The organism is Methylobacterium gregans, from assembly GCF_022179245.1.
In the GTDB taxonomy this organism is placed as follows: domain Bacteria; phylum Pseudomonadota; class Alphaproteobacteria; order Rhizobiales; family Beijerinckiaceae; genus Methylobacterium; species Methylobacterium gregans.
Genome location: NZ_BPQM01000029.1, coordinates 37,369 through 57,300 on the forward strand (window position 1 = coordinate 37,369; position 19,932 = coordinate 57,300).

Annotated in this window: 21 protein-coding genes and 2 pseudogenes; 15 read left to right on the forward strand and 8 right to left on the reverse strand. The window is 67.5% G+C overall.

Features of this window, described 5'->3' with window-relative positions; all coding sequences use genetic code 11:
* The first annotated feature begins 2 nt into the window (after positions 1–2).
* The 11 genes from pbfA (at position 3) to soxA (ending at position 9,540) form a co-directional block, all read left to right on the forward strand.
* Complete coding sequence (gene pbfA / locus MFF54_RS07280) at positions 3–1,388, forward strand: (R)-1-hydroxy-2-aminoethylphosphonate ammonia-lyase (RefSeq protein ID WP_238301953.1); 1,386 nt, start codon at positions 3–5, stop codon at positions 1,386–1,388.
* Positions 1,385–2,590, forward strand: coding sequence for a Na/Pi cotransporter family protein (locus MFF54_RS07285; RefSeq protein WP_238301954.1), 1,206 nt, complete (start codon positions 1,385–1,387; stop codon positions 2,588–2,590). The genes pbfA and MFF54_RS07285 overlap by 4 nt, the downstream gene beginning before the upstream one ends.
* Positions 2,587–3,018: a Na/Pi cotransporter family protein gene (locus tag MFF54_RS07290; protein ID WP_238301955.1), complete on the forward strand. Its 432-nt coding sequence runs from the start codon at positions 2,587–2,589 to the stop codon at positions 3,016–3,018. Before MFF54_RS07285 ends, MFF54_RS07290 begins: the two co-directional genes overlap by 4 nt.
* 220 nt (positions 3,019–3,238) lie before the next feature.
* Positions 3,239–3,700 carry a (2Fe-2S)-binding protein gene (locus MFF54_RS07295; RefSeq protein WP_238301956.1) on the forward strand — a complete coding sequence of 154 codons (462 nt, stop codon included), beginning with the start codon at positions 3,239–3,241 and terminating at the stop codon, positions 3,698–3,700.
* An 11-nt stretch (positions 3,701–3,711) separates the two neighbouring features.
* The gene (locus tag MFF54_RS07300; protein ID WP_238301957.1) at positions 3,712–5,895 is read left to right on the forward strand and encodes a xanthine dehydrogenase family protein molybdopterin-binding subunit; all 2,184 of its coding nucleotides are present in this window, start codon (positions 3,712–3,714) and stop codon (positions 5,893–5,895) included.
* Positions 5,892–6,185, forward strand: coding sequence for a c-type cytochrome (locus MFF54_RS07305; protein ID WP_238301958.1), 294 nt, complete (start codon positions 5,892–5,894; stop codon positions 6,183–6,185). Before MFF54_RS07300 ends, MFF54_RS07305 begins: the two co-directional genes overlap by 4 nt.
* Positions 6,182–7,450 (forward strand): NAD(P)/FAD-dependent oxidoreductase, encoded by a 1,269-nt coding sequence (locus MFF54_RS07310; protein WP_370880301.1) that lies wholly within the window; start codon positions 6,182–6,184, stop codon positions 7,448–7,450. The genes MFF54_RS07305 and MFF54_RS07310 overlap by 4 nt, the downstream gene beginning before the upstream one ends.
* Positions 7,447–7,932 carry a sulfur oxidation c-type cytochrome SoxX gene (gene soxX, locus MFF54_RS07315; RefSeq protein ID WP_370880300.1) on the forward strand — a complete coding sequence of 162 codons (486 nt, stop codon included), beginning with the start codon at positions 7,447–7,449 and terminating at the stop codon, positions 7,930–7,932. The genes MFF54_RS07310 and soxX overlap by 4 nt, the downstream gene beginning before the upstream one ends.
* Before the next feature lie 20 nt (positions 7,933–7,952).
* Positions 7,953–8,414: a SoxY-related AACIE arm protein gene (locus MFF54_RS07320; protein ID WP_238301996.1), complete on the forward strand. Its 462-nt coding sequence runs from the start codon at positions 7,953–7,955 to the stop codon at positions 8,412–8,414.
* A 5-nt stretch (positions 8,415–8,419) separates the two neighbouring features.
* The gene (locus MFF54_RS07325) at positions 8,420–8,740 is read left to right on the forward strand and encodes a thiosulfate oxidation carrier complex protein SoxZ (protein WP_238301959.1); all 321 of its coding nucleotides are present in this window, start codon (positions 8,420–8,422) and stop codon (positions 8,738–8,740) included.
* 8 nt (positions 8,741–8,748) lie between these two features.
* Positions 8,749–9,540: a sulfur oxidation c-type cytochrome SoxA gene (soxA, locus tag MFF54_RS07330; RefSeq protein ID WP_238301960.1), complete on the forward strand. Its 792-nt coding sequence runs from the start codon at positions 8,749–8,751 to the stop codon at positions 9,538–9,540.
* Between the two features lie 151 nt (positions 9,541–9,691).
* Here the strand turns inward: soxA and MFF54_RS07335 are convergent, their stop codons facing one another.
* The 6 genes from MFF54_RS07335 to MFF54_RS07360 form a co-directional block, all read right to left on the reverse strand.
* Positions 9,692–10,543, reverse strand: coding sequence for a lytic transglycosylase domain-containing protein (locus MFF54_RS07335; RefSeq protein WP_238301961.1), 852 nt, complete (start codon positions 10,541–10,543; stop codon positions 9,692–9,694).
* Between the two features lie 2 nt (positions 10,544–10,545).
* Positions 10,546–11,469 (reverse strand): CsgG/HfaB family protein, encoded by a 924-nt coding sequence (locus MFF54_RS07340; RefSeq protein ID WP_238301962.1) that lies wholly within the window; start codon positions 11,467–11,469, stop codon positions 10,546–10,548.
* Positions 11,470–11,610: 141 nt separating this feature from the next.
* Entirely contained in the window at positions 11,611–12,099 is a 489-nt protein-coding gene (locus MFF54_RS07345; RefSeq protein WP_306423951.1) for a curli production assembly/transport component CsgF, read from the reverse strand.
* Between the two features lie 2 nt (positions 12,100–12,101).
* On the reverse strand, positions 12,102–12,731 hold the full coding sequence (locus tag MFF54_RS07350) for a hypothetical protein (RefSeq protein ID WP_238301963.1): 630 nt from the start codon (positions 12,729–12,731) through the stop codon (positions 12,102–12,104).
* Positions 12,732–12,989: 258 nt separating this feature from the next.
* The gene (csgH, locus tag MFF54_RS07355) at positions 12,990–13,316 is read right to left on the reverse strand and encodes a curli-like amyloid fiber formation chaperone CsgH (protein WP_238301964.1); all 327 of its coding nucleotides are present in this window, start codon (positions 13,314–13,316) and stop codon (positions 12,990–12,992) included.
* A 115-nt stretch (positions 13,317–13,431) separates the two neighbouring features.
* Entirely contained in the window at positions 13,432–14,607 is a 1,176-nt protein-coding gene (locus tag MFF54_RS07360) for a hypothetical protein (RefSeq protein ID WP_238301965.1), read from the reverse strand.
* Positions 14,608–15,320: 713 nt separating this feature from the next.
* Between MFF54_RS07360 and MFF54_RS07365 the strand changes: the two genes are divergently transcribed.
* The 3 genes from MFF54_RS07365 to MFF54_RS07375 all read left to right on the forward strand — a co-directional run bounded on the left by MFF54_RS07365 (position 15,321) and on the right by MFF54_RS07375 (position 17,133).
* Positions 15,321–15,887, forward strand: coding sequence for a helix-turn-helix transcriptional regulator (locus tag MFF54_RS07365; protein ID WP_238301966.1), 567 nt, complete (start codon positions 15,321–15,323; stop codon positions 15,885–15,887).
* A 109-nt stretch (positions 15,888–15,996) separates the two neighbouring features.
* Entirely contained in the window at positions 15,997–16,650 is a 654-nt protein-coding gene (locus MFF54_RS07370) for a hypothetical protein (protein WP_238301967.1), read from the forward strand.
* Positions 16,651–16,791: 141 nt separating this feature from the next.
* Complete coding sequence (locus MFF54_RS07375; RefSeq protein WP_238301968.1) at positions 16,792–17,133, forward strand: hypothetical protein; 342 nt, start codon at positions 16,792–16,794, stop codon at positions 17,131–17,133.
* A 28-nt stretch (positions 17,134–17,161) separates the two neighbouring features.
* Here the strand turns inward: MFF54_RS07375 and MFF54_RS07380 are convergent, their stop codons facing one another.
* Positions 17,162–17,521, reverse strand: coding sequence for a curlin repeat-containing protein (locus MFF54_RS07380; RefSeq protein WP_238301969.1), 360 nt, complete (start codon positions 17,519–17,521; stop codon positions 17,162–17,164).
* Positions 17,522–17,754: 233 nt separating this feature from the next.
* Here MFF54_RS07380 and MFF54_RS07385 point away from each other — a divergent pair.
* Positions 17,755–18,031: pseudogene (locus tag MFF54_RS07385) on the forward strand (methyl-accepting chemotaxis protein); the annotation flags it as partial.
* A gap of 441 nt (positions 18,032–18,472) precedes the next feature.
* Here the strand turns inward: MFF54_RS07385 and MFF54_RS27625 are convergent.
* Positions 18,473–19,237: pseudogene (locus MFF54_RS27625) on the reverse strand (methyl-accepting chemotaxis protein); the annotation flags it as partial.
* Positions 19,238–19,932: the final 695 nt, after the last annotated feature.

A 19,932-nucleotide genomic window follows, 5' to 3' on the forward strand; every position in this document is an offset into this window, starting at 1 on the left:
TCATGGACCGCCCTACGAACCGTTCTCTCGGCATCGCCGAATCGGAGAGCGACACCAACCTGACCGGTCGCCGCGCCGCCTGGCAGGCCCGCAGCCTCGACGGCGAGACGCGCGGCCTCCTCGCCCGCGACGCCCGCTCCTTCCTGCACCAATCGGTCTCGACGCCTTGCCTCAACGCCGTCGCGAAGGCCGAGGGCATCTGGATCGAGGACGTGGCCGGGCGCCGCTACATGGACTTCCACGGCAACAACGTCCACCACATCGGCTACGGCCATCCGCGCCTGAAGCGCGCGATCGCCGAGCAGATGGACGCCTTGCCCTTCGCGCCGCGCCGGTACGCCTGCGCCAGCGCGGTCGCCCTGGCCGAACGGCTCGGCGCGATCACCCCGGGCGACCTCGGCAAGGTGCTGTTCACCACCGGCGGCTCGGACGCGATCGTGGTCGCGGTGAAGATCGCCCGCGCGGCGACGGGGCGCCACAAGACCCTGTCCTTCTGGGACGCCTTCCACGGCGCCGGCACCGGCGCCTCGGCGATGTCGGGCGAGATGTTGTTCCGCTCCGGGCCCGCCGGACCGCTGGTCGCGGGCGCGCTCCACGTGGCGCCCTTCGGCGGCTACCGCTGCCCCTACGGCACGGAGAGCGCGGAGGCGAGCGGACGGGCCTGCGCCCGCATGATCGACTACGTGCTCGCTCGCGACGGCGACGTCGCCGCCCTCGTCGCCGAGCCGACGCGCGCCGTGCCGTACCTGCCCCCGCCGGGCTTCTGGGCGGAGGTGCGCCGGATCTGCGACCGGCACGGCGTCCTCCTCATCTTCGATGAGATCCCGACCGGCCTCGGCAAGACCGGCCGGATGTTCTCCTGCGAGCACGACGGGGTCGTTCCGGACATCCTCGTGCTCGGCAAGGGGCTCGGCGGCGGTATCCTGCCGATCGCGGCTGTGGTCGCCGACCGGCGCCTCGACGTCGGCGGCGACTGGGCCTTCGGGCACTACACGCACGAGAAAAATCCGGTTACCGCCCGCGCGGCGCTGGAGACCCTCGCGATCATCGCCGACGAGGATCTGGTTGAGAACGCCGCCCGGGTCGGAGCGCTCGCCCTCGAGCGGCTGGAGGCGATGAAGGCGCGGCTGCCCGCGATCGGCGACGTGCGCGGCCGGGGCTGCCTGATCGGCATCGAACTGGTGCGCGACCGCGCGACCCGTGAGCCCGATGCCGATCTCGCCGAAGCGGTGCTCTACCGGGCCCTCGATGCCGGCCTGTCGTTCAAGACGACGATGGGCAACGTACTGACGCTGACGCCGCCTCTGGTGGTGACCGAGGCGCAGATGGTCGACGCCCTGGACATTCTGGAGGCGGCGATCGCCGATGCCGCAGGGGGCCGGGCATGACCGGCACCATCGTTCTGCTCGATCTCGCCGGTTGGGTGGCACTGCTGCTCTGGGGCATCCACATGATCCGCACCGGCGTGCAGCGCGCCTACGGGGCCGACCTGAAACGGGTGCTGGGCGCGAGCCTCGGCCGCCCGCTCAAGGCGCTGCTCGCGGGGCTCGGCGTGACCATGGTCCTGCAGAGCAGCACCGCGACCGGCCTGATGGCCACGAGTTTCGCGGCGGGCGGCCTCGTCGAGCGCGTGCCGGCGCTCGCCGTGATGCTCGGCGCGAATGTCGGCACGGCGCTGATCGTCAAGGCGCTGTCCTTCGACGTGGCGAAGGCAGCGCCCATTCTGGTGCTGGTCGGGGCCGTCGCCTTCCGCCGCGCGGGCGGACCGAAGGGCCGCGCCCTCGGTCGGATCGCGATCGGTCTCGGCCTCGTGCTTCTCGCCCTGATCCAGCTCGTCGCGACGCTGGAGCCGTTCACGTCCGCGCCCGGCCTGCAGGCGGTGCTGAGAGCCGTCTTGGCGGATGCGGTGATCGCGCTTCTGCTCGGCGCGATCCTCGCCTGGGCCGCCCATTCGAGCGTGGCGGTGGTTCTGCTCGTTGCGGCCGTCGCGCAGCAGGGCATCGTCCCAATCGAAACAGCGCTCGCCCTCGTCCTCGGGGCCAATCTCGGCAGCTCGCTCAACCCGCTTCTCGCGAGCCGGGAAGCCGCTGGCCGGCGCGTGGCGCTGGGCAACCTGCTCGTACGCCTCGTCGGCTGCGTGGCCGCTCTGCCGAGCCTATCCTGGTCGGCGGAGAACCTGACATCGGTGGTCGGTGCGAGCCGGGATGCGGTCGCCGATTTCCACGTCCTGTTCAACCTCGCGCTCGCGGCGGTCGGTCTGCCGCTTCTGCGTCCCCTGTCCGTCCTCGTCGGGGGCCTCCTGCCCGACCGGACCGTCGCCGCGACGGAGCCGCCGCTCCGCCTCGGTGGGGGGCTTGCGGAAACCCCCTCGATCGCCTTGGGGCTCGCCGCGCGCCACGCGCTGCGCATGGCGGACCGCCTAGAGGTCATGCTCACCGACTCCACCCACCTGCTGTCCGGGGAGGAAGGCTCCCAGGAGCGCATTCGACTTGCGGAGCGGGACATCGACACGCGCGGGGCGGAAATCCAGCGCTTTCTCGCCAAGCTCGATCCCAAATCTCTGAGCAGCGCCGGCTCGCCACCCTGGTGAGCTTCACGGTTCAGATCGGCCATGCCGCGGACGTGCTCGCCCGCAACGTCGCCGCGCAGATCAGCCGCAGACACAAGCAGGCGGGCCGCCCGCCGCCCCGTGCCGATGCGGATCTGACGAACATGCTCGATCGCCTGTCGACCAACCTCCGCACGGCAGCCTCAATCCTCGTCACCGAAGACGAAGTGCTGGCGCGCCGGCTGGCCGATGAGAAACAGGGCTTCCGAAGCCTGGAAGAGACGCGTATCGCATCCCACGTCGCATCGTTGCGGAACGACGCAAGCTTCGAGCCTCTCAATTGGATTGCGGATCTCGATCTCGTTCGTGACATAAAGCGTATAAACGATCATCTTGTTGCCTCTTCCGCCTATCCTATACTCATGAAAAGAGGTGAGCTTTTGGAAAGTAGGTTGAAGTATGCCGAATAAAATAATACAATTTAAGTTGGTATAGTATTTTAATTTTTTTGCGCGACGCTCGCCTGCGCTGGTTGGCGGCTGATCTCGTCGTGTTGCTCAAGTCCCTCCCTGTGGCTGAGCACCGGCTCCGGAGGGGAGCCCAACCACGCCCGTCCCGAGCCGCCTCTTGAGATCCGACCGCGTGTGGGGATACGGTATACCTTACGCCTGTTCCACAAAGAGAGATCCGATGGCGCGTCTGAACGTCAACGGCGTCGTGCGTGAAGTCGATGCCGAGCCCGACACGCCGCTCCTCTGGGTGATCCGCGAGCAGATCGGGCTCACCGGCACCAAGTACGGTTGCGGCATCGCCCAGTGCGGCGCCTGCACCGTGCATATCGACGGGGCGGCGGTGCGTGCGTGCTCGCTGCCGCTCTCCGCGGTCGAGCCGGGGCAGAAGATCGTCACGATCGAGGGGCTTGCACCGGGTGCCGATCACCCGGTCCAGCAGGCCTGGGCCGAGCTCGACGTGCCGCAATGCGGCTTCTGCCAGCCCGGGATGATCATGGCCTCGGCGGCCCTGCTGGCGCAGAACCCGCGCCCGAGCGAGGCCGAGATCCGCCAGGAGATCACCAACATCTGCCGCTGCGGCACCTACAACCGCGTGCTCGCGGGCATCAAGCGCGCCGCCGAGCGCGGCCAGTCCGGCTGAGGGGGAGAGCGATGAGCATCGACATCCGAGCCCCCCGGCCCTCGCGCCGCGCCGTGCTGGCCGGTGCTGGCCTCTTCAGCCTCGGCTTTCACATCCCGTTCGCCGCCCAGGCCGCGACCCTCGACGCAGCGCCCGCGGCGCCGGAGGTGAACGCCTGGGTGGTGGTGAAGCCGGACGAGACCGTGGTGATCCGCATCGCCCGCTCAGAGATGGGCCAGGGCACGCTCACCGGTCTTGCCCAGCTCGTCGCCGAGGAACTCGACTGCGACTGGTCCCGCGTCACCACCGAGTATCCGAGCCCGGGTCAGAACCTCGCGCGCAAGCGCGTCTGGGGCGACTACTCGACTGGGGGCAGCCGCGGCGTGCGCGACTCCCACGAGTACGTGCGCAAGGGGGGCGCCGCCGCCCGCACGATGCTGGTCGCCGCCGCCGCCAAGGGCTGGGGCGTGCCGGCGGCCGAATGCCGCGTCGAGCGGGGCGTGATCACGCACGGTCCGTCCGGCCGCAGCACCACCTACGGCGCTGTTGCAGCGGAGGCCGCGAAAATCGAGCCGCCCAAGGACGTGGTCCTCAAGGATCCGAAGGACTGGACGATCGCCGGCAAGCCGCTGAAACGGCTCGACACGCTGCCTAAGCTCGACGGCAGCCAGGTCTACGGCATCGACCTGAAGCTGCCCGGCCTGCTCAACGCCGCCATCCGCGACTGCCCGGTGACCGGCGGCAGCGTGAAGAGCTTCGACGCGGCCGCGGTGTCGGGCATGCCGGGCGTCAAGCGCGTCGTCCAGGTCGGCGACAGCGCGGTCGCGGTGGTGGCCGACACGTTCTGGCGCGCCAAGACCGCCCTCGACGCCCTGCCGATCGTCTGGGACGAGGGCCCGAACGCGCAGGTCTCCAGCGAGACCATCGCGGCGACCCTGCGCGAGGGGCTCGACGCGGAGCAGGCCTTCGTCGGCAACAAGGCCGGCGACGTCGCGGGAGCCCTGAAGGGCGCCGCCAAGGTGGTGGAGGCCGTCTACGGCGTGCCGTTCCAGAACCACGCCACGATGGAGCCGATGAACGCCACCGCCCTCTGGACGGCGGAGCGCTGCGAGGTCTGGACGCCGACGCAGAACGGCGAGGCGGCGCTCGCCGCGACCGCCGACGCCGCGGGCCTGCCGGCGACGGCCTGCGAGGTCTACAAGATCCATCTCGGCGGCGGCTTCGGGCGCCGCGGCGCCACGCACGACTGGGTGCGGCAGGCGGTGCTCATCGCGAAGGAGTTGCCGGGCACGCCCGTCAAGCTGATCTGGACCCGCGAGGAGGACATGACGCACGGCCGGTACCACCCGGTCACGCAGTGTCGCATGCGCGCCGCGCTCGACAAGGACGGCAACCTGACCGGCCTGCACATGCGCATCTCCGGCCAGTCGATCCTGGCCTCGGTCGCGCCCCAGCGCATGGTCGAGGGCCGCGATCCCGTCACCTTCCAGGGGCTCAACCCGGGCGGCCCGGAGGCGGCGATCGGCTACACGATCCCGAACATCCTCGTCGATCACGCCATGCGCAACCCGCACATCCTGCCGGGCTTCTGGCGAGGCGTGAACCTGAACCCGAACGCCATCTATCTCGAATGCTTCATGGACGAGCTGGCCCACGCGGCCGGCCAGGATCCGCTGGCCTTTCGGCTGAAGCTGATGGGCAACCACCCGAAGCACCGGGCCGTGCTGGAGGCGGTGGCCGAGAAGATCGGCTGGGACAGCAAGCCGCCGGAAGGCGTCTATCGTGGCATCTGCCAGACGATGGGCTTCGGCAGCTACGTGGCGGGCGCGGCCGAGGTTTCGGTCTCGGATAAGGGTGAGCTGAAGATCCACCGCATCGTGGCCGCGACCGACCCGGGCCACGCGGTCAACCCGCAGCAGATCGACGCGCAGGTGGCGGGCTCCTTCGTGTACGGCCTGTCGGCGGCGCTCTACGGGGCCTGCACGGTGAAGGATGGGCGCATCGAGCAGACGAACTTCGACAGCTACCCGGTGATGCGGATGGACGCGATGCCGGCGGTCGAGACGATCCTGATGCCGTCCGGCGGCTTCTGGGGCGGCGTCGGCGAGCCGACCATCGCGGTGGCGGCGCCCGCCGTGCTGAACGCGGTCTTCGCCGCGACCGGCAAGCGGGTGCGCCAGCTGCCCCTGAAGGACACGGACCTGCGCCGGGCATGAGGGCTGCCACCCCGGTGCTCGCGGCCTTCCTCGCGCTCGCCTGCGGGTCGGTCGCGCGGGCCGCCGAGATGCGCCCGCCGCCCGGCGCTTCCTCCTGCACGGGATGCCACGCCGAGGGCGCCGCGATGGGCGTCCTCGACGGCCGGCCGGCGGATGAGATCGCGGGGGCGCTCGAGGCGTTCCGGTCGGGCGCGCGTCCGGCCACCCTCATGGACCGCATCGCCAAGGGTTTCGACGCGCAGGAGAGCCGCGCCATCGCCGCCTGGTTCGCCGCGCAGGGGCCGCGATGATGTGCCGGATCCCGTCCGCACCAACCCGACGCGCCCTGATCGGCGGCGCCGCGGCGGCCGCGCTGGCGCGCCCGGCGCTCGGCGGCACGTCCCCGCGCGTCGTGGTGGTCGGGGCCGGGTTCGGCGGCGCCACGGCGGCGCGCTGCCTCGCCGCCGGCGGCGTCGACGTGACCCTCGTTGAGGCGGCCGAGCGCTACGTCGCCTGCACGGGCAGCAACGCGGTCGTGGTGGGCCTGCGCGGGATCGAGGCGCAGACCTTCGGGTACGACGCGCTCGGCCGGGCCGGGCTCCGGCTCGTGCGCGCGACCGCGAGCGCCGTCGATCCGGCGGCGCGCCGGGTGACGCTCGGCGACGGGACGGTGCTCGGCTACGATCGCCTGATCCTCTCGCCGGGCATCGCGCTGCGCTTCGACGCCGTGCCGGGCTACGACGAAGCCGCCGCCGAGGCCATGCCGCATGCCTGGAAGGCCGGGGCGCAGACCGTGCTGCTCGCCCGCCAGCTCGCCGCCATGCCGGAGGGCGGCACCGTCGTCCTCTCGGCACCGGCCAACCCCTATCGCTGCCCGCCGGGCCCCTACGAGCGCGCGAGCCTGGTCGCGCATTTCCTCAAGACCCGGAAGCCGCGCGCAAAGCTCATCCTACTCGACGCCAAGGACACCTTTTCCAAGCAGAAGCTGTTCGAGGCGGCCTGGGCCAAGCTCTACCCGGACGTGCTCGAATACGTGCCCCTGGCCGCGGGCGGACAGGTCAGCGAGGTCGATCCGGCCGCGATGGTCGTGCGCACCGACTTCGCCGAGTACAAGGCCGACGTCGCCTGCATCATCCCGCCCCAGCGCGCCGGGCGCATCGCGGCGCAGTCCGGCTGCGCCGACCGCAGCGGCTGGTGCCCGATCGACCCCGCGACCTTCGAATCGCGCCTCGTGCCGGGCATCCACGTGATCGGCGACGCGGCGATCGCCGGAGCGATGCCGAAATCCGCCTTCTCGGCGAACGCGCAGGCCAAGGTCTGCGCGCAGGCGGTGATCGATCTGCTGGCCGGGCGGGATCCCGAGGATCCGCGGCTCATCAACACCTGCTGGAGCCTCGTCGCGCCGGGCTACGGCATCTCGATCGCGGGCGTCTTCCGCCCGCATGACGGGCTGCTCGCGGACGTGCCGGGCGCCGGCGGCGTCAGCCCGCTCGACGCGCCGGACACGGTGCGCGCGCAGGAGGCGGCCTACGCCGAGAGCTGGTACCGGACGATCACCCGGGACGTGTTCGGGTGAGGCTTCGCCGTGGGGCCGCCCGCCTCCTCCCGGCCGTGCTGGCGCTCGCCGCCCCGGGTGCGCGGGCCGAGGAGGGCCTCGTGCCCTACGCGATCGTCGGCGACGCGATCTCCGAATCCCTGACCGGCGCGCCGGGCGACCCGGCCCGCGGCCGGGCGATCGTGGCCGACCGCACCCGCGGGCTCTGCCTGCTCTGCCATGCCGGGCCTTTTCCGGAGGAGCGCTTCCAGGGCAACCTTGCCCCGAACCTCGCGGGCATCGGCGCCCGCCGGAGCCCGGCGGAGCTGCGCCTGCGGCTGGTGGACGGGCGGGCGTTGAACCCGGACACCATCATGCCATCCTATTACAGCTTGTCGGGGCTCGCCCGGGTGGGCCGGGCGTGGCAGGGGCGCCCGATCCTGAGCGCGGGCGAGATCGAGGACGTCGTCGCCTTCCTGGCGACCTTGCGCGGGCCCGAGGGGAGGCCGGAGGGGCAGCCATGAGGAGGGTGACGGTGGGACGGATGAATGGGCTCGACCGGCGCCGGGTTCTCGCGGGGGCAGCCGGCACGGCGCTGGCGGTCGCTTTGCGGCCGGCCACGGCGGCGGCGCTGTCGCGCATCGAGACGACCGAATCCGCCATCCGGCGCTTCGCGGGGGACAACCCGATCCGGCCGGGGCGCGTCACCCTCGACCTGCCGCCGCTCGTGGAGAACGGGAACACGGTGCCGCTCGGCGTCACCGTCGAGAGCCCGATGACGCCGGAGGACCATGTGCGCCGCATCGGCGTGTTCAACGAGAAGAACCCGCAGCCGAACGTGGTCACGGTGCATCTGCGGCCGGGCGCCGGCCGCGCCCAAGTCGCGACGCGCATCCGGCTCGCCGACACCCAGCGCATCACCGCCATCGCCGAGATGAGCGACGGCACCTACTGGTCGGCGAGTGCGGACGCGATCGTCACGCTCGCCGCCTGCCTGGAGGGCTGAGCCGGATGGCCCGCACCCTGATCAACCTGCCCAAGACCGCCAAGCCCGGCGACGTGATCGCGATCAAGACCCTCATCTCGCACCCGATGGAGACGGGCTTCCGCCCTGGCGCGGACGGGCGCATCCTGCCGCGCAACATCGTCACGGAGTTCGTCTGCCGCTTCGAGGACGAGGAGATCTTCCGGGCCGAGCTGTTCCCCGCCTCTGCCGCCAACCCCTATCTCACCTTCACCTGGGTCGCGACGCGGAGCGGTCGCTTCAGCTTCATCTGGCGCGGCGACGACGGCTTCGACCAGACCGAGTCCGCGGCGATCACGGTGGCCTGAGCCCGGCCGTGCCGCGCCGCCCGGGCTTCCTGATTCCGGCCGCCCTCCTGGCGCTGGTGCTCGCTGATGCCTCGGTCGAGGCGGAGCCGATCGCGCCGGCCGATCGCCGCTCGGGCTTCGATCAGATGAGCCCCGAGATCCAGGCCATGCAGCGGGACGACGCTGCCAATCCGGGCATGCTCGCGGTCGCCGACGGTGCCGAGCTCTGGACGAAGCCGCCGGTCTCCGGCCTGCCTGCCTGCGCCGGCTGCCACGGCGAGGCCGCCGTGGGCATGCGCGGCGTGGCGTCGCGCTATCCGGCTTGGGATGCCAGGGCCCAGCGACCGATCGACCTCCAGGACCGGGTCAACGCGTGCCGGCGCGAGCGCCAGGGCGCCGCTCCCCTCGCTTACGAAAGCCCCGAGCTGCTGGCCCTGACGGCCTACGTCGCTACCCAGTCTCGCGGCTTGCCGATCGCGCCGCCCGAGGACTCCCGGCTCATGCCTGCCCGGGCGGAGGGCCGTGCGCTGTTCGAGGCGCGCCAGGGCCAGCTTGGCCTGTCCTGCGCGACCTGCCACGACGACCACTGGGGTCGCCGCCTCGGCTCTGCCGTGATTCCGCAGGGCCAGCCGACCGGCTACCCACTCTACCGCCTGGAGTGGCAGGGGCTCGGCTCGCTGCAGAGGCGCCTGCGCAACTGCCTCACCGGCATGCGGGCCGAGCCCTTCAGGTACGGCGCCCCGGAATACGTCGCGCTCGAACTCTACCTCGCGACGCGGGCCGCCCCTCTGCCGCTGGAGACGCCGGCTGTGCGTCCCTAACGACCACTGCCGAACGCAGACCGGCACGGATTTTGGCCCGGTCGCGCTTCGGGATCTCCTCTACGGGGGACCGCGCAGGGGAGCTGATTGGCCCGGCAGAGCGAGGCGGAAGCCGGTATCCCGTCCGAACCGCCGCCCGAAGCGATTGGCTTCAGTATCGAGTGAAGGCAAGGCACCGGGAAGAGACATCGAGCAGAGCGGCGCAGGGATCGGTTGGATCGCGTGGGACCAGCTGAGCGCGAGCGGAGGATTTCGACGCCGGGCGGACGGGTTGTGCAAGAGACTCGCGGCCGGCCGTGATCGGTAGGCTCGTCAGGCCGATGCCGCGCAGCCCCAGCAGGTTGCGACGTCCCTCGGCCTCGATGCCGCCTGCGGGGAAAACGAGTGCCTCCTGCGCGGGCGAGGCGAGACCCGCCAGACGCTTACCGTCGGCCCAAGTCACCACGTCGATACCGGTGATGCTCGCGACGTAGATTACGGTCTCTGTCGGTAGGACCGAGCGGCCGAGAAGCCAAGCATCCGTTCGCCCGGGGCCCGCGTTGTAGGCGGCCGCGGCCAAACCCCAATTGCCGTAGCGGGCCTTGAGGTTCCGCAGCAACTCCGCAGCTTTCGGAATGGCCTTCTCGGGGTCGAAGGGGTCGTCGAGCCCCATCTCGGCGGCAGTTGCCGGCATGAACTGGGCGATGCCCTGCGCGCCCTTCACGCTCACGGCCTGTGGGTTCAGGCCGCTCTCCTGCTTCAGCAACCGAAGCAGGAAGCTCTCCGGAACGCCGGTGCTCACCGCCGCCTGAGCGATGATGGCGCCGAGGTTCCGGCTCCGGTCCTGGCCCCGCTCGACCATCATGACGACACCGAGTGGCTCCGGTGCGGCCAGCTCGATGACGGGGACCGACGCGGTGAGGTCTAGAACCAGCGGGGCCGCCCGGCGAAGATCGGCACGGGCCGTCGTGCAGAGGAGGAGCAGGGCCGCAAACGCGCGGCCCGATCCGCGCGGAGAGGTCACGGCTAGTTCTTCGCGACGACGACCGCCTCGGGGACGATCTCGGCACTCTGGCTGGCCACAGGCAGAGCCTTGTCGCGATCGAGATAATCTTGGACCAGGCGCTGGCCTACGATGGGATCGCGGAATTTCCAGAGGCCCTTCTTCGCGCCCTCCATGACGATTGCGTAGACAGCGAGTTCGATCGATTCGCGAACGGCGAACTGCGTCGGCTCGTTGCGGGTCACGCCGGCATCGAGCGCGAACAGCTTATTCACCGCCACATAGCGGAAGGTGCTGGTCGTGAGGCCGATCGAGTAGATCGTCTTGGTCGTCGTGACGCTGCTCAGCACCTCGCCGGACTGGACCGAGACGATACGCATGCCGACGGTGACGACGTCGCGTCGATACTTGATATCGCCGCCGATGCCGAGATAGCGCGCGCCGATGCCGCCGGTCACGAAGTTCGTGTCGTAGGCCAGGATGCCGCCCTCGACGAGCAGGCCCGCGAAGCGAATGGGCGGAAGCGGCTTGGCCTTGTCCTGGTCGAACTCCTGCCGGGTCGCCCGGATCAACTGGCGCTCCTGCAGGACATTGGCGAGGCTGCCGCGCTCGACAACGCGGAACCAGCGGCCGCCGCCGGCCCGCCGGAGGGCATCGATCAGGAAGGCCGCGCCACCCTGCGTGACGGCGCGCGAGAACTCCGCGAAATTGTCACTCGGCTTGTTCTGGCCGGTCAGGTCGGGAAAGCTGTAGACCGCGAGATCGATCTCCCGGACCGGCGGCGGAAGAAGCTCGAGATTGAGACCGGTCGGCGAGGTCTCGGTGATGGTCGGCGGCTCGTTCAGAGCCTCGCGCTCGCCGACGGCCATGCAGCCACCGAGGCCGAGTGCCGCGAGGAGCAGTGTGCCGACGGTCACGCGCCGAAGAAGGGAAGGCTCAGCCCACATAAGATCAGGAATCCCGACCGTGACCGGGCCGCCTGCCGCGACCTTCAGGTCTCTCGCGTGTGAAAGGACCGCCATGGGACCGCTCCGCGTGCGTTGCGGATCCGATCGCGTCGTTTGGACAACCGGCGAATGAACGCGGCGCTAGGGGGCCGCAGGCACCACCACCTGCGTTATCGTCTGACCATCGTTAATCGTTACCCTAACATCCGACCCGATCCGGACGAAATCAATCGTCGTACCCTGAAACGTGAACGTCCCGTTCGGGCGCGCATTCTCTCCGAAGATAGACTGCGTGATCTGATTGGCGAGCGAGCTGAAGAGTTGTGACTGCAACTGCTGGGCGAAAATCTGGCCCGGGGTCAAAGTGCGCGACGTCGCTGCCTGATTGACCGCGTTGAACACCTGCTGCCGACGCTGATCCGCGGCCTGCGGAATATTCTGCGCCTGCGCATCGGCTTGCAGCCAGCTCCCGTTGAGCGGACTGCCGCCGAAGGCTGGGTTCACGGGCTGATACACGAGGTTTCCAGCAAGACCGGCAGTCCCGGAGAGGGTGAGCGCAGCGATGGCCGCAACGATCCGAGTTATCATGGTTTGAACTCTGGTTCCCGGGCGCTTCGCGAGCGTGCCCATCATCATCTCCGGGCCTGGACCAGACCGAAGCCCTTCTGGACACCGATCTGGCTGACATCGGCGGACAGGCCGTTGCCGCTCTGGACCACGGACACTTGGCGTCCGCCCGGCACCGAGCCTGTCGCGCTGTTGCCGTCACCGGTCTGCTGAACCGTCAGGCTTCCCCCGGTCCCCCCGCTCACCGTGAGATCGGCCCGGTTGCCGTTGCCGTCCTGATTCAGGTTCAGGGTCAGACCGTTGCCCTCCAGAGTGCCGTAGCCGGCATTGTTGCGGCCGCTCTGGTTGATGGTGGCTGTGTTGTAGGCGCCTGTCGCAGCGACGCCGGCGCGGTTGCCCTGGCCGATCTGGCCGATCTCCGTCACGTTGCCGGTGCCGATCTGCCGATTCGACGCAACCTGATCGCCCGCGACCGCCGAGGCGCTGTCCGGCCGCAGGATCGGGATCGAGAGCTGTACTCCACCGATCGTCGCGTACTCGAGAGCCACGCCGGCAGAGACCGGACTCACGTTCGAGCTTCCGGCTTCGCCCAGTTGTTGCGCGGACGCCGCGAATGGAATCCCTGCCAGCAACAATCCGCCCACAGCGCGGAACATGGCCCGATAGGGAGATGCGAAACGCGAAAATCCGGCCATATCTCAGACGCTCCCTACTGAAATGCGCCACCCCGACGGACTGCGAACTAGAAACCCGCGAGATCTATATGTGAATGAATTATTAAAATAGTATCGGAAAAAATGAGCCTTCAGTGGGCGATATATTGATGTGGATTGTCTTGAGGGACAGGCGCGTCCGAGTCAATTCAAAATTGGGCCGCCCTTAGGACCAGATGCCATCCGCATGGCCAAGCGTGCCCAGGATGCCACAGGTTGGCTCATCAGGGGACCGCAATCCTAGAGATCGTCCGCCCCGCCGGGTCCGGTGCGCTCGCAGACATAGGTGGCACCGCCGGAACTGACGGAGAGGACCGCCCGGTAGTGAGCCGACGGCTCCATCGATAGGCTCAGTCCTTGGATCTGCATCGAGCGACCCGCATCGAGCGCGAACTTCGACTGTTGGCTGATCCGCGAGTCCCCGGAAGGGCCCTGCTTGATCACCTGCAGGCGATAGATCCCCACTCGCTCCGCATCGGAACGGATCTGCACGGAAATCCGAACCTGTGCGCCCACGCGCTGCTCGACGAGCGCGCACGAGATCGGCGGCGGAACCTCGGCGGACACGACCATTACGTCCCCCCTTTGGACCACAGGCGGCGTGGATGCACACGAGGGTGCCTGAAAAGGCGACGTGGCTTCCTGCGGCGGCAGGAAGCCACGTCGTTCTCGTCGTCCAGGCTTAGCGGCGGTAGACCCCCTGGGTGATCGTCGCAGTGTTGCTGGTGCCGATCTGCGTGCTGGTGATCACGCTGTTGGCGCTGGCGTACTGCCCGGCGGTGAGAGTGTTGCTCGTGCCGGTCTGCGTGCCGTTGATGACGCTCGCCGCAGAGTTCGACTGCGTGAGGTAAGCGACGTTGAGGTCGCCGGTCTGGGTCAGATAGATGCCGGCGCCGCTCGAACCCGTCTGCTTCACATCAGCGAGGTTGCTCACGCCGCCGGTCTGAAGCACGCTGATGCGGGCCGCATTGGAGCGGATCTGCCTGATCTCGGCATTGTTGTCGTTGCCAAACTGATCGAGGAGGATGTCGCTGCCCGTGGAGCTCTCTTGGAACAAGAACGCCTGGTTCCGGTCTCCAGTCTGCGTCGACTGCAGGGTGCTGCCAGTGTTGAATCCCTGGTATGCCGTGACGATGTTATTGTTGCCGGTCTGGAACAGATTGGCGACGGTGTCCCGACCGCCGACCTGCACGAGGCTGGCTTCCTGCCGGTCACCGGACTGGGCTACCGTGCCGATGGTACGGGTGGTGCCGATCTGGAACGCACTCGTGGTGTTGTCATGCCCCGCCTGCCCGATGAGGAGCTGGGAGTTGTCGGTCTTCGACTGTCCGATATCGGCCTTCTGGATTGAACCGCTCTGTCCGATCACGATCTGCGAGTCGTTCGTCGCGCCGTACTGAATGGCAAGGGCGAACTGCCGGTATGTGTCCTGGACGATCGTGATCGACGAGTTGGAGCCGTCGGTCTGCTCGGTCTTGGCCTCGTGCCCGAAGTCCGGAGCGCCGTACTGCACCACGGTGGTTGTGTTGTTGGAGCCGCCGGTCTGCTTGAGGTCCGCGCTGTTGGCGTTGGCCTCCTGTGTCAGGTCGATGGTGTTGCTCGTGCCGCCCTGCTGATTCGACTTGAAGCTGTTGAAGTCGCCCGTCTGATTCACGGTCAGGGTGTTGCTCGTGCCCGATTGCTCACCCGTCGCGCCGAAGCCGGTGGTGCCATTCGACCCGCCATTCTGCTCGACCTTTACGGTCCCGGACGTGCCAGTCTGCGTCAGGGTGAGTTCGTTGAGCGTGCCATCCTGCTTGACCGTCGCATCGTTGTTGCTGGCCGCGAACGCCGTCGAGGCGGCGAAGAGCGCGAGCATGCTGACAGCAGTAACCGAAAGATGCCTCATGACTGATCCCCTGCGAGTTAGTTTGCCAAGCGTCAGCCGGAGCGATTCACTGTCTGTTGACCAGACCGTCCGATCCGCCGTCTGCATCCTGGCGTTGTTAACGAGAGATTAAATATGGGCCTGCGGCCCGATCCGCATCATTCATTCAGATGACAATATTAGAGTTTTGATAGAGACGATCGATTCAGGTTAACGCAGACGCGTGTGATAAATATGTCAAAATTCGTTCATCGATGAACAGAATTTTCTCGACCGATGACTTGGATGCAATTGATCGATCCATGATCGCGCCTGATCATATATTTCATCGGCGGAAGAGGCATTTCATCTTAAGACAAGATGCCGAATTTATGAGCGATTTCACGGGCTGTAACGCCATGCTTGCCGTTCTACTGCCGCTCGCGGCAGGATGCTGCGGCGGCGAGCACGTGGAAGGCGCGAAATCAGGAGACTGAACGCTGACGAAGACCAATGATCGGTCGGAACGTCTCGCGTGCTATGTAGTCTGCCGCGCCTCTTTGGCGGACAGATCCAGTATCGTCAGCCGTTGCAAGAAGGCATCACTCTGGCGAGTTTCTTCGTTTCGCCGGTGAAAGCTCTTGTGAAGACCATTTGCGATCCGCTACAGGCGCGGTTCGCGCTCGGAAAACTGTTTTAGGTCGCGGTGAAGCAAATTCTCTCCGATGGACGAAGAGTTGTTTTATTTCCTGGGCTTGCTCGATAAAGTGGGCTCGCCGGCCGCTCTGATCGATCAGCGCGGAAACATCGTCGAGTACAACATGCTCGCGCGACAGCTTATCCGCGCCGATGACATCGACATGTCGCAGCCCGGTGGGAAGCCGTTCACAGGCCGTACCATCCAGAGCGTGCTGACGGACATGTTCGGAACGGTCGCCTTCGAGCACCCGTCCTCGAACCGGCGCTTGGCTTTCCAGGCGCTGGACATCGTTGCGGACGATGACACGTACCGTCTGATGCTCCTGATCGACCTGACGCTCAGGCCGAAGGCGTGCGGGCCCGCCCTGGAGAAAATCTTCGGGCTGACCGTGGCGGAGGGGCGTCTCGCGGCCGAGCTCAGCAACGGCATCGCGCTGGCCTCGATCGCACGCGAGCGCAAGGTCAGCATCACCACGCTGCGCACCCAACTGGCCTCGATCTTCGCGAAGACCGGAACGTCGCGGCAGCCGGAGCTTGTCGCCCTCCTGGCGCAGGTCTGCCGTGCTCCCCCCGCGCCGGGCGTCGCAGCTTGACCGGAGGGGCACGACGCCGCGCCTATCCGGCGGCGGGCACCCACGGGTCCCCGACGAGATACGGACGCTCGGGGCATAGACTGTCGTCTGGCCGCGACAGAAGTTCCCGATGCCGGCTCGCGGCACAAACAAAGGGCGTCCGGATGAGAATGGGGGGCTTCAACAGATGACACGGATTGCTATTCGAGTCGGGCACGCACGCGTCACGATCGGCCTCGGCCTCGCTGGCCTCGTCGCTTGCCTCGGCGCTGCGGACGCTGCAGCGCAGGAGAGCAAGACTGCGCCGGCGCCGCCGACCGCCGCTGCGGCACCGGTCAAGCTGGGCTGCGATGCGGCCTGCACCCGCCAGGCTGTTCCAGCCGCCATTCAAGCCTGCGCGCCGAGCATCGAGCGCCAGGCACCGAGCGATTTCGAGTGGATGAGCCGCCCGGCGGGCACGATCTTCCAGCAGGCCGAACCCCCGACGGGTTCGGACACGGTGGCCCGGTTCCGCGGCGACTCGATCCGCTTCCTCAGCCCGCAGGGGCAATGGGTGCGCGTCACCTACGAATGTGATTACGACACCGCGGCGCAAACGGTTCGCAACGTGAAGGTCCGGCTCGGGCGGATCGACGGCAAGGGCGCGAACGAGGGTGCCGCGGTGCGTCCTGGGGCAGGGGGGAACCAAGCTGCGGCGCCGGCCACTCCGGCTCAGCCCAAACGACTGCGGCCGGGTGAGCCGAGCGAGGTGGAGATCCGTCAAGTCTCGCCGGGCGCTCGCTAGGACGTTCGACGGCGGAGCGCCGTACGCTCGGAGGGCGTCCCTCGGAACAGTTCCGCCGGCGCCGATTGTTCAGCTACACAGACCGAGCCCGGCTCTTCTCCGGGCGCTTGAGCCCCGAGGTGACCGATGCGAAGATTGCTGATGGCCCTCACCGCCGCAGCGCTGGCGCAGTCCAGCACGGCTTGGCCTCAACAACCCATCACCAACGTGAACGAGTGCACGTTCATCACCGATCCGATCGCTCTGAAGCGGTGCATCGACGGCTTCCAACTGCGTGGGCCGCCTGCCCAGTATCCGCAATCGCCGCCGATTCCCCAGGTCGAAACGCCCGCACAGGCCGAGCGTGACAGGATCGGTACTGCAGTTCCACCGAACACGAGCTACCGCGACTCGCCGGAATGGCTCGGTTCGACGGCCAAGGGCCAGGCGGGCGAACCGCAGCCGAAGAACAACCCGCGGGTCATCGACCTCAATAGGCCATGAACCTTGAGGCTCCGGTGCCTCGGCCGTTTCAGCGGCCCTGGTGCAGGGTAATGCGATTGTAGGATCCCGTCTGTGAGATGGTGGCCGCGTTCTGCTGGCCGGTCTGCACGATCTGGATGAGGTTGTTGGCTCCGCTCTGCAGGGCGGTGATCGTGTTGTAGTCGCCCACCTGCGAGGCCTGGAACACGTTTCCGCTCCGGCCAGCCGTCGTATCGGCCAAGGTGTAGGCCTGAGCGTTGGTTCTGCGCGCCGCGGCGTTCTCAAGGTCCTGCATCGTCAGATCGGTGCGCATCTGCATCGCCGGTACCGTCTGCGCCTCAGCGGGGGCAGCCGCCTGAACCGCGAGGGCGCAGGCGAAATTTGCAGCGATGATCAGATTCGTATGCATGAAATTGCTCCGCTACTTCTGCCAAAATACCGGTGGAGGGTTAAGAAGTGCTTCGCCAATCTGTACAGCTTGTCTGATGGTAAACAAATCAGCCGCGCGGGGACTTGCAGTCGATCAGATTGCACTGTGTGTGCTCAGGGCGTGGTCTCCCCCATGGCATCGCCGGGCCCTTACTCCTCGATGCTGCGATGAGCGGGCATGACTTGCGCGCTTAATGGGGCGACGTGCTCGCCATCGGGGCCCGCATCCGCGAGATCAGTATGGTGTCGGCCTCGATCGCTGCCGCCGTCGGGGAACAGGGTGCGGCGACGCAAGAGATCGTGCGCCGCGGCTCAGGCCTCAGCCGGCACCACGGAGGTGACGAACAACATCACGGGTGTCGCGGATGCGGTGGAGGAGACCGGTGCCGCCGCGAGACAGGTTCTGGCCTCGGCCGCCGAGGTGTCGCGTCAGTCGGAGCATCTAAGCGTTGAAGTCGATCGGTTCCTAAGCACAGTCCGGGCCGCATGAGGCCAGAATCATGAATAAACTCTACGCTCCTTCCAATACGAGTAACCCAGGGCGGGCAAGAATGCCAGGTCTCGCCCAATTTAAGTTCGCGAAGTACGCTCTGGACTTCTGCCTTTCTGTAGCGAACTGGAGACCGTTGCCGAGAACGTGCAACGATCGCGCATGCCAAACTGGAGCGTCCCTGTCTCCGCATTGATCCAGAACGCCTCCGCAGATCTGGCTCGGCTCGCCCGTGCCGCTGCGGATGCCATTGTCATGGCCCCCCTCTGAAAAATGGCCCTCTCTGAGGTATGGATTTGCGCGCCGCCCAATCAACCCGGTCCATCAAGATGACGGCGGTCATGCACGACCACTGGCGAATAAGGGCAGGCCATTGAGCTCGTGAACCTTCGGCGCAAGAAGGCAAAACCGGCGTTCCCCCGCGACGTGCCCCCAAGTTCTGCCTATGGCCCCGACCGCTTGGCTCGTCGCCCCCTGCGCAAGGCCGATCTGGCGCCCGATCTCGTCGGTCGCTCGAGCCGTTCGGTCCGCGAGCGCTTTGACCTCGGCCGCCACCACCGCAAAGCCGCGGCCGGTCTGACTAGCGCGCCGCCTCAACGGTGGCGTTGAGCGCCAGCAGGTGGGTCTGGTTGGCGATCGAGGAGATCAGCGCCACGACGTCGCCGATCTTGGCTACGGCACCGCTCAGTTCTTGCACGAGGCCCGCAGTGTGCTCGGCCTCGGCCACGGCGATTTGCGCAAGGTTGGCCGGGCCGTCGACCTGCCGGCCGATTTCGACGACGGAGGCCCCAACCTCTTCGGAAGCGGCCGCAACCATGCCGACATTCGAGGCAGCTTGAACCGCTGCGGCCGCGACGCTCGTCGACTTTACCGCAGTCTGCGTGGCGGCCGCCGTCACCTGCTCGACCATGGCCTGCAGTCGGGTCGCCGTGGATGAGACCTGCCCGATGATGCCGCCGACCGCCGCCTCAGAGGCGTGGGCCACCTGGCGCATTCCTGCCTGGGCTGTTCCTCGGCCGAAGCGCGGGCGAGCGCGGTTTCCTCTCCCAACTGGCGAGTCCGAACGAGGCTGTCCTTGAACATCTCGACCGACGCGGCCATCGCACCGATCTCGTCACGCCGCTCAAGACCCGGGTTGGCGGCTTCAAGGTCGTCATGGCTAAGACGCTCCATCGCACTCCGCATAGCCGCAAGCGGCTGGATCACGCGGTACTGGCTGATGGCCAGCCCACTCAAGGCGACGATCGGTGCACCAACGATGGTGGCCACGGCCTCCATCATCTCCAGCCGTGCCCTGCGAGCGGTCGCTTCCGTGACGGTCACGACGTCATCCATCGCCTTCAACGCCACCTCAAGAACGGTGCGCTGCCTAATGGTGCTGTCCTTCTGGAGATCACTGAGCGACATCGCGGGCTTGCCGGAGACTAGATGTTTGGTCCTGCTGTGTGGTGGTACAACTGCTGCCGCATGTCTGCCGCTGATCGCCTTCACGCGGCCGATGTTGATCTGCGAAACAGGTGGAGCATCCGTGGCCGACCCCTCAGTCGGGATTGGAATTGGCCCGGTCAGGTAGATACTAAGATCGCTTACGTGTGTGGTGTTGTCCCGATGCCCAAGATCTGTCCCGCGTACCATGCCGACATCCGTCGGCGGATGGCCGAGCTGATCGCGCTAGTCGCGATCCGACATCGTGACGGCGGGTGAACGAGAGAAGCGTCACCTTCTTGCATGCATCTGACGCCGAACCGTTCGACCGTGTTGCCGCTGAAGACCGACAGCTGGGCTCTGCGCTGCTCGTCGGAACGACGGCGGTCGCTGCGAGGTTGGGCCTCGGCGTAACGACAACGGCCAGAAGCTCTATCGGGCAAGATGCTCGCACCCATCGAGCATTGCGTAGGTTG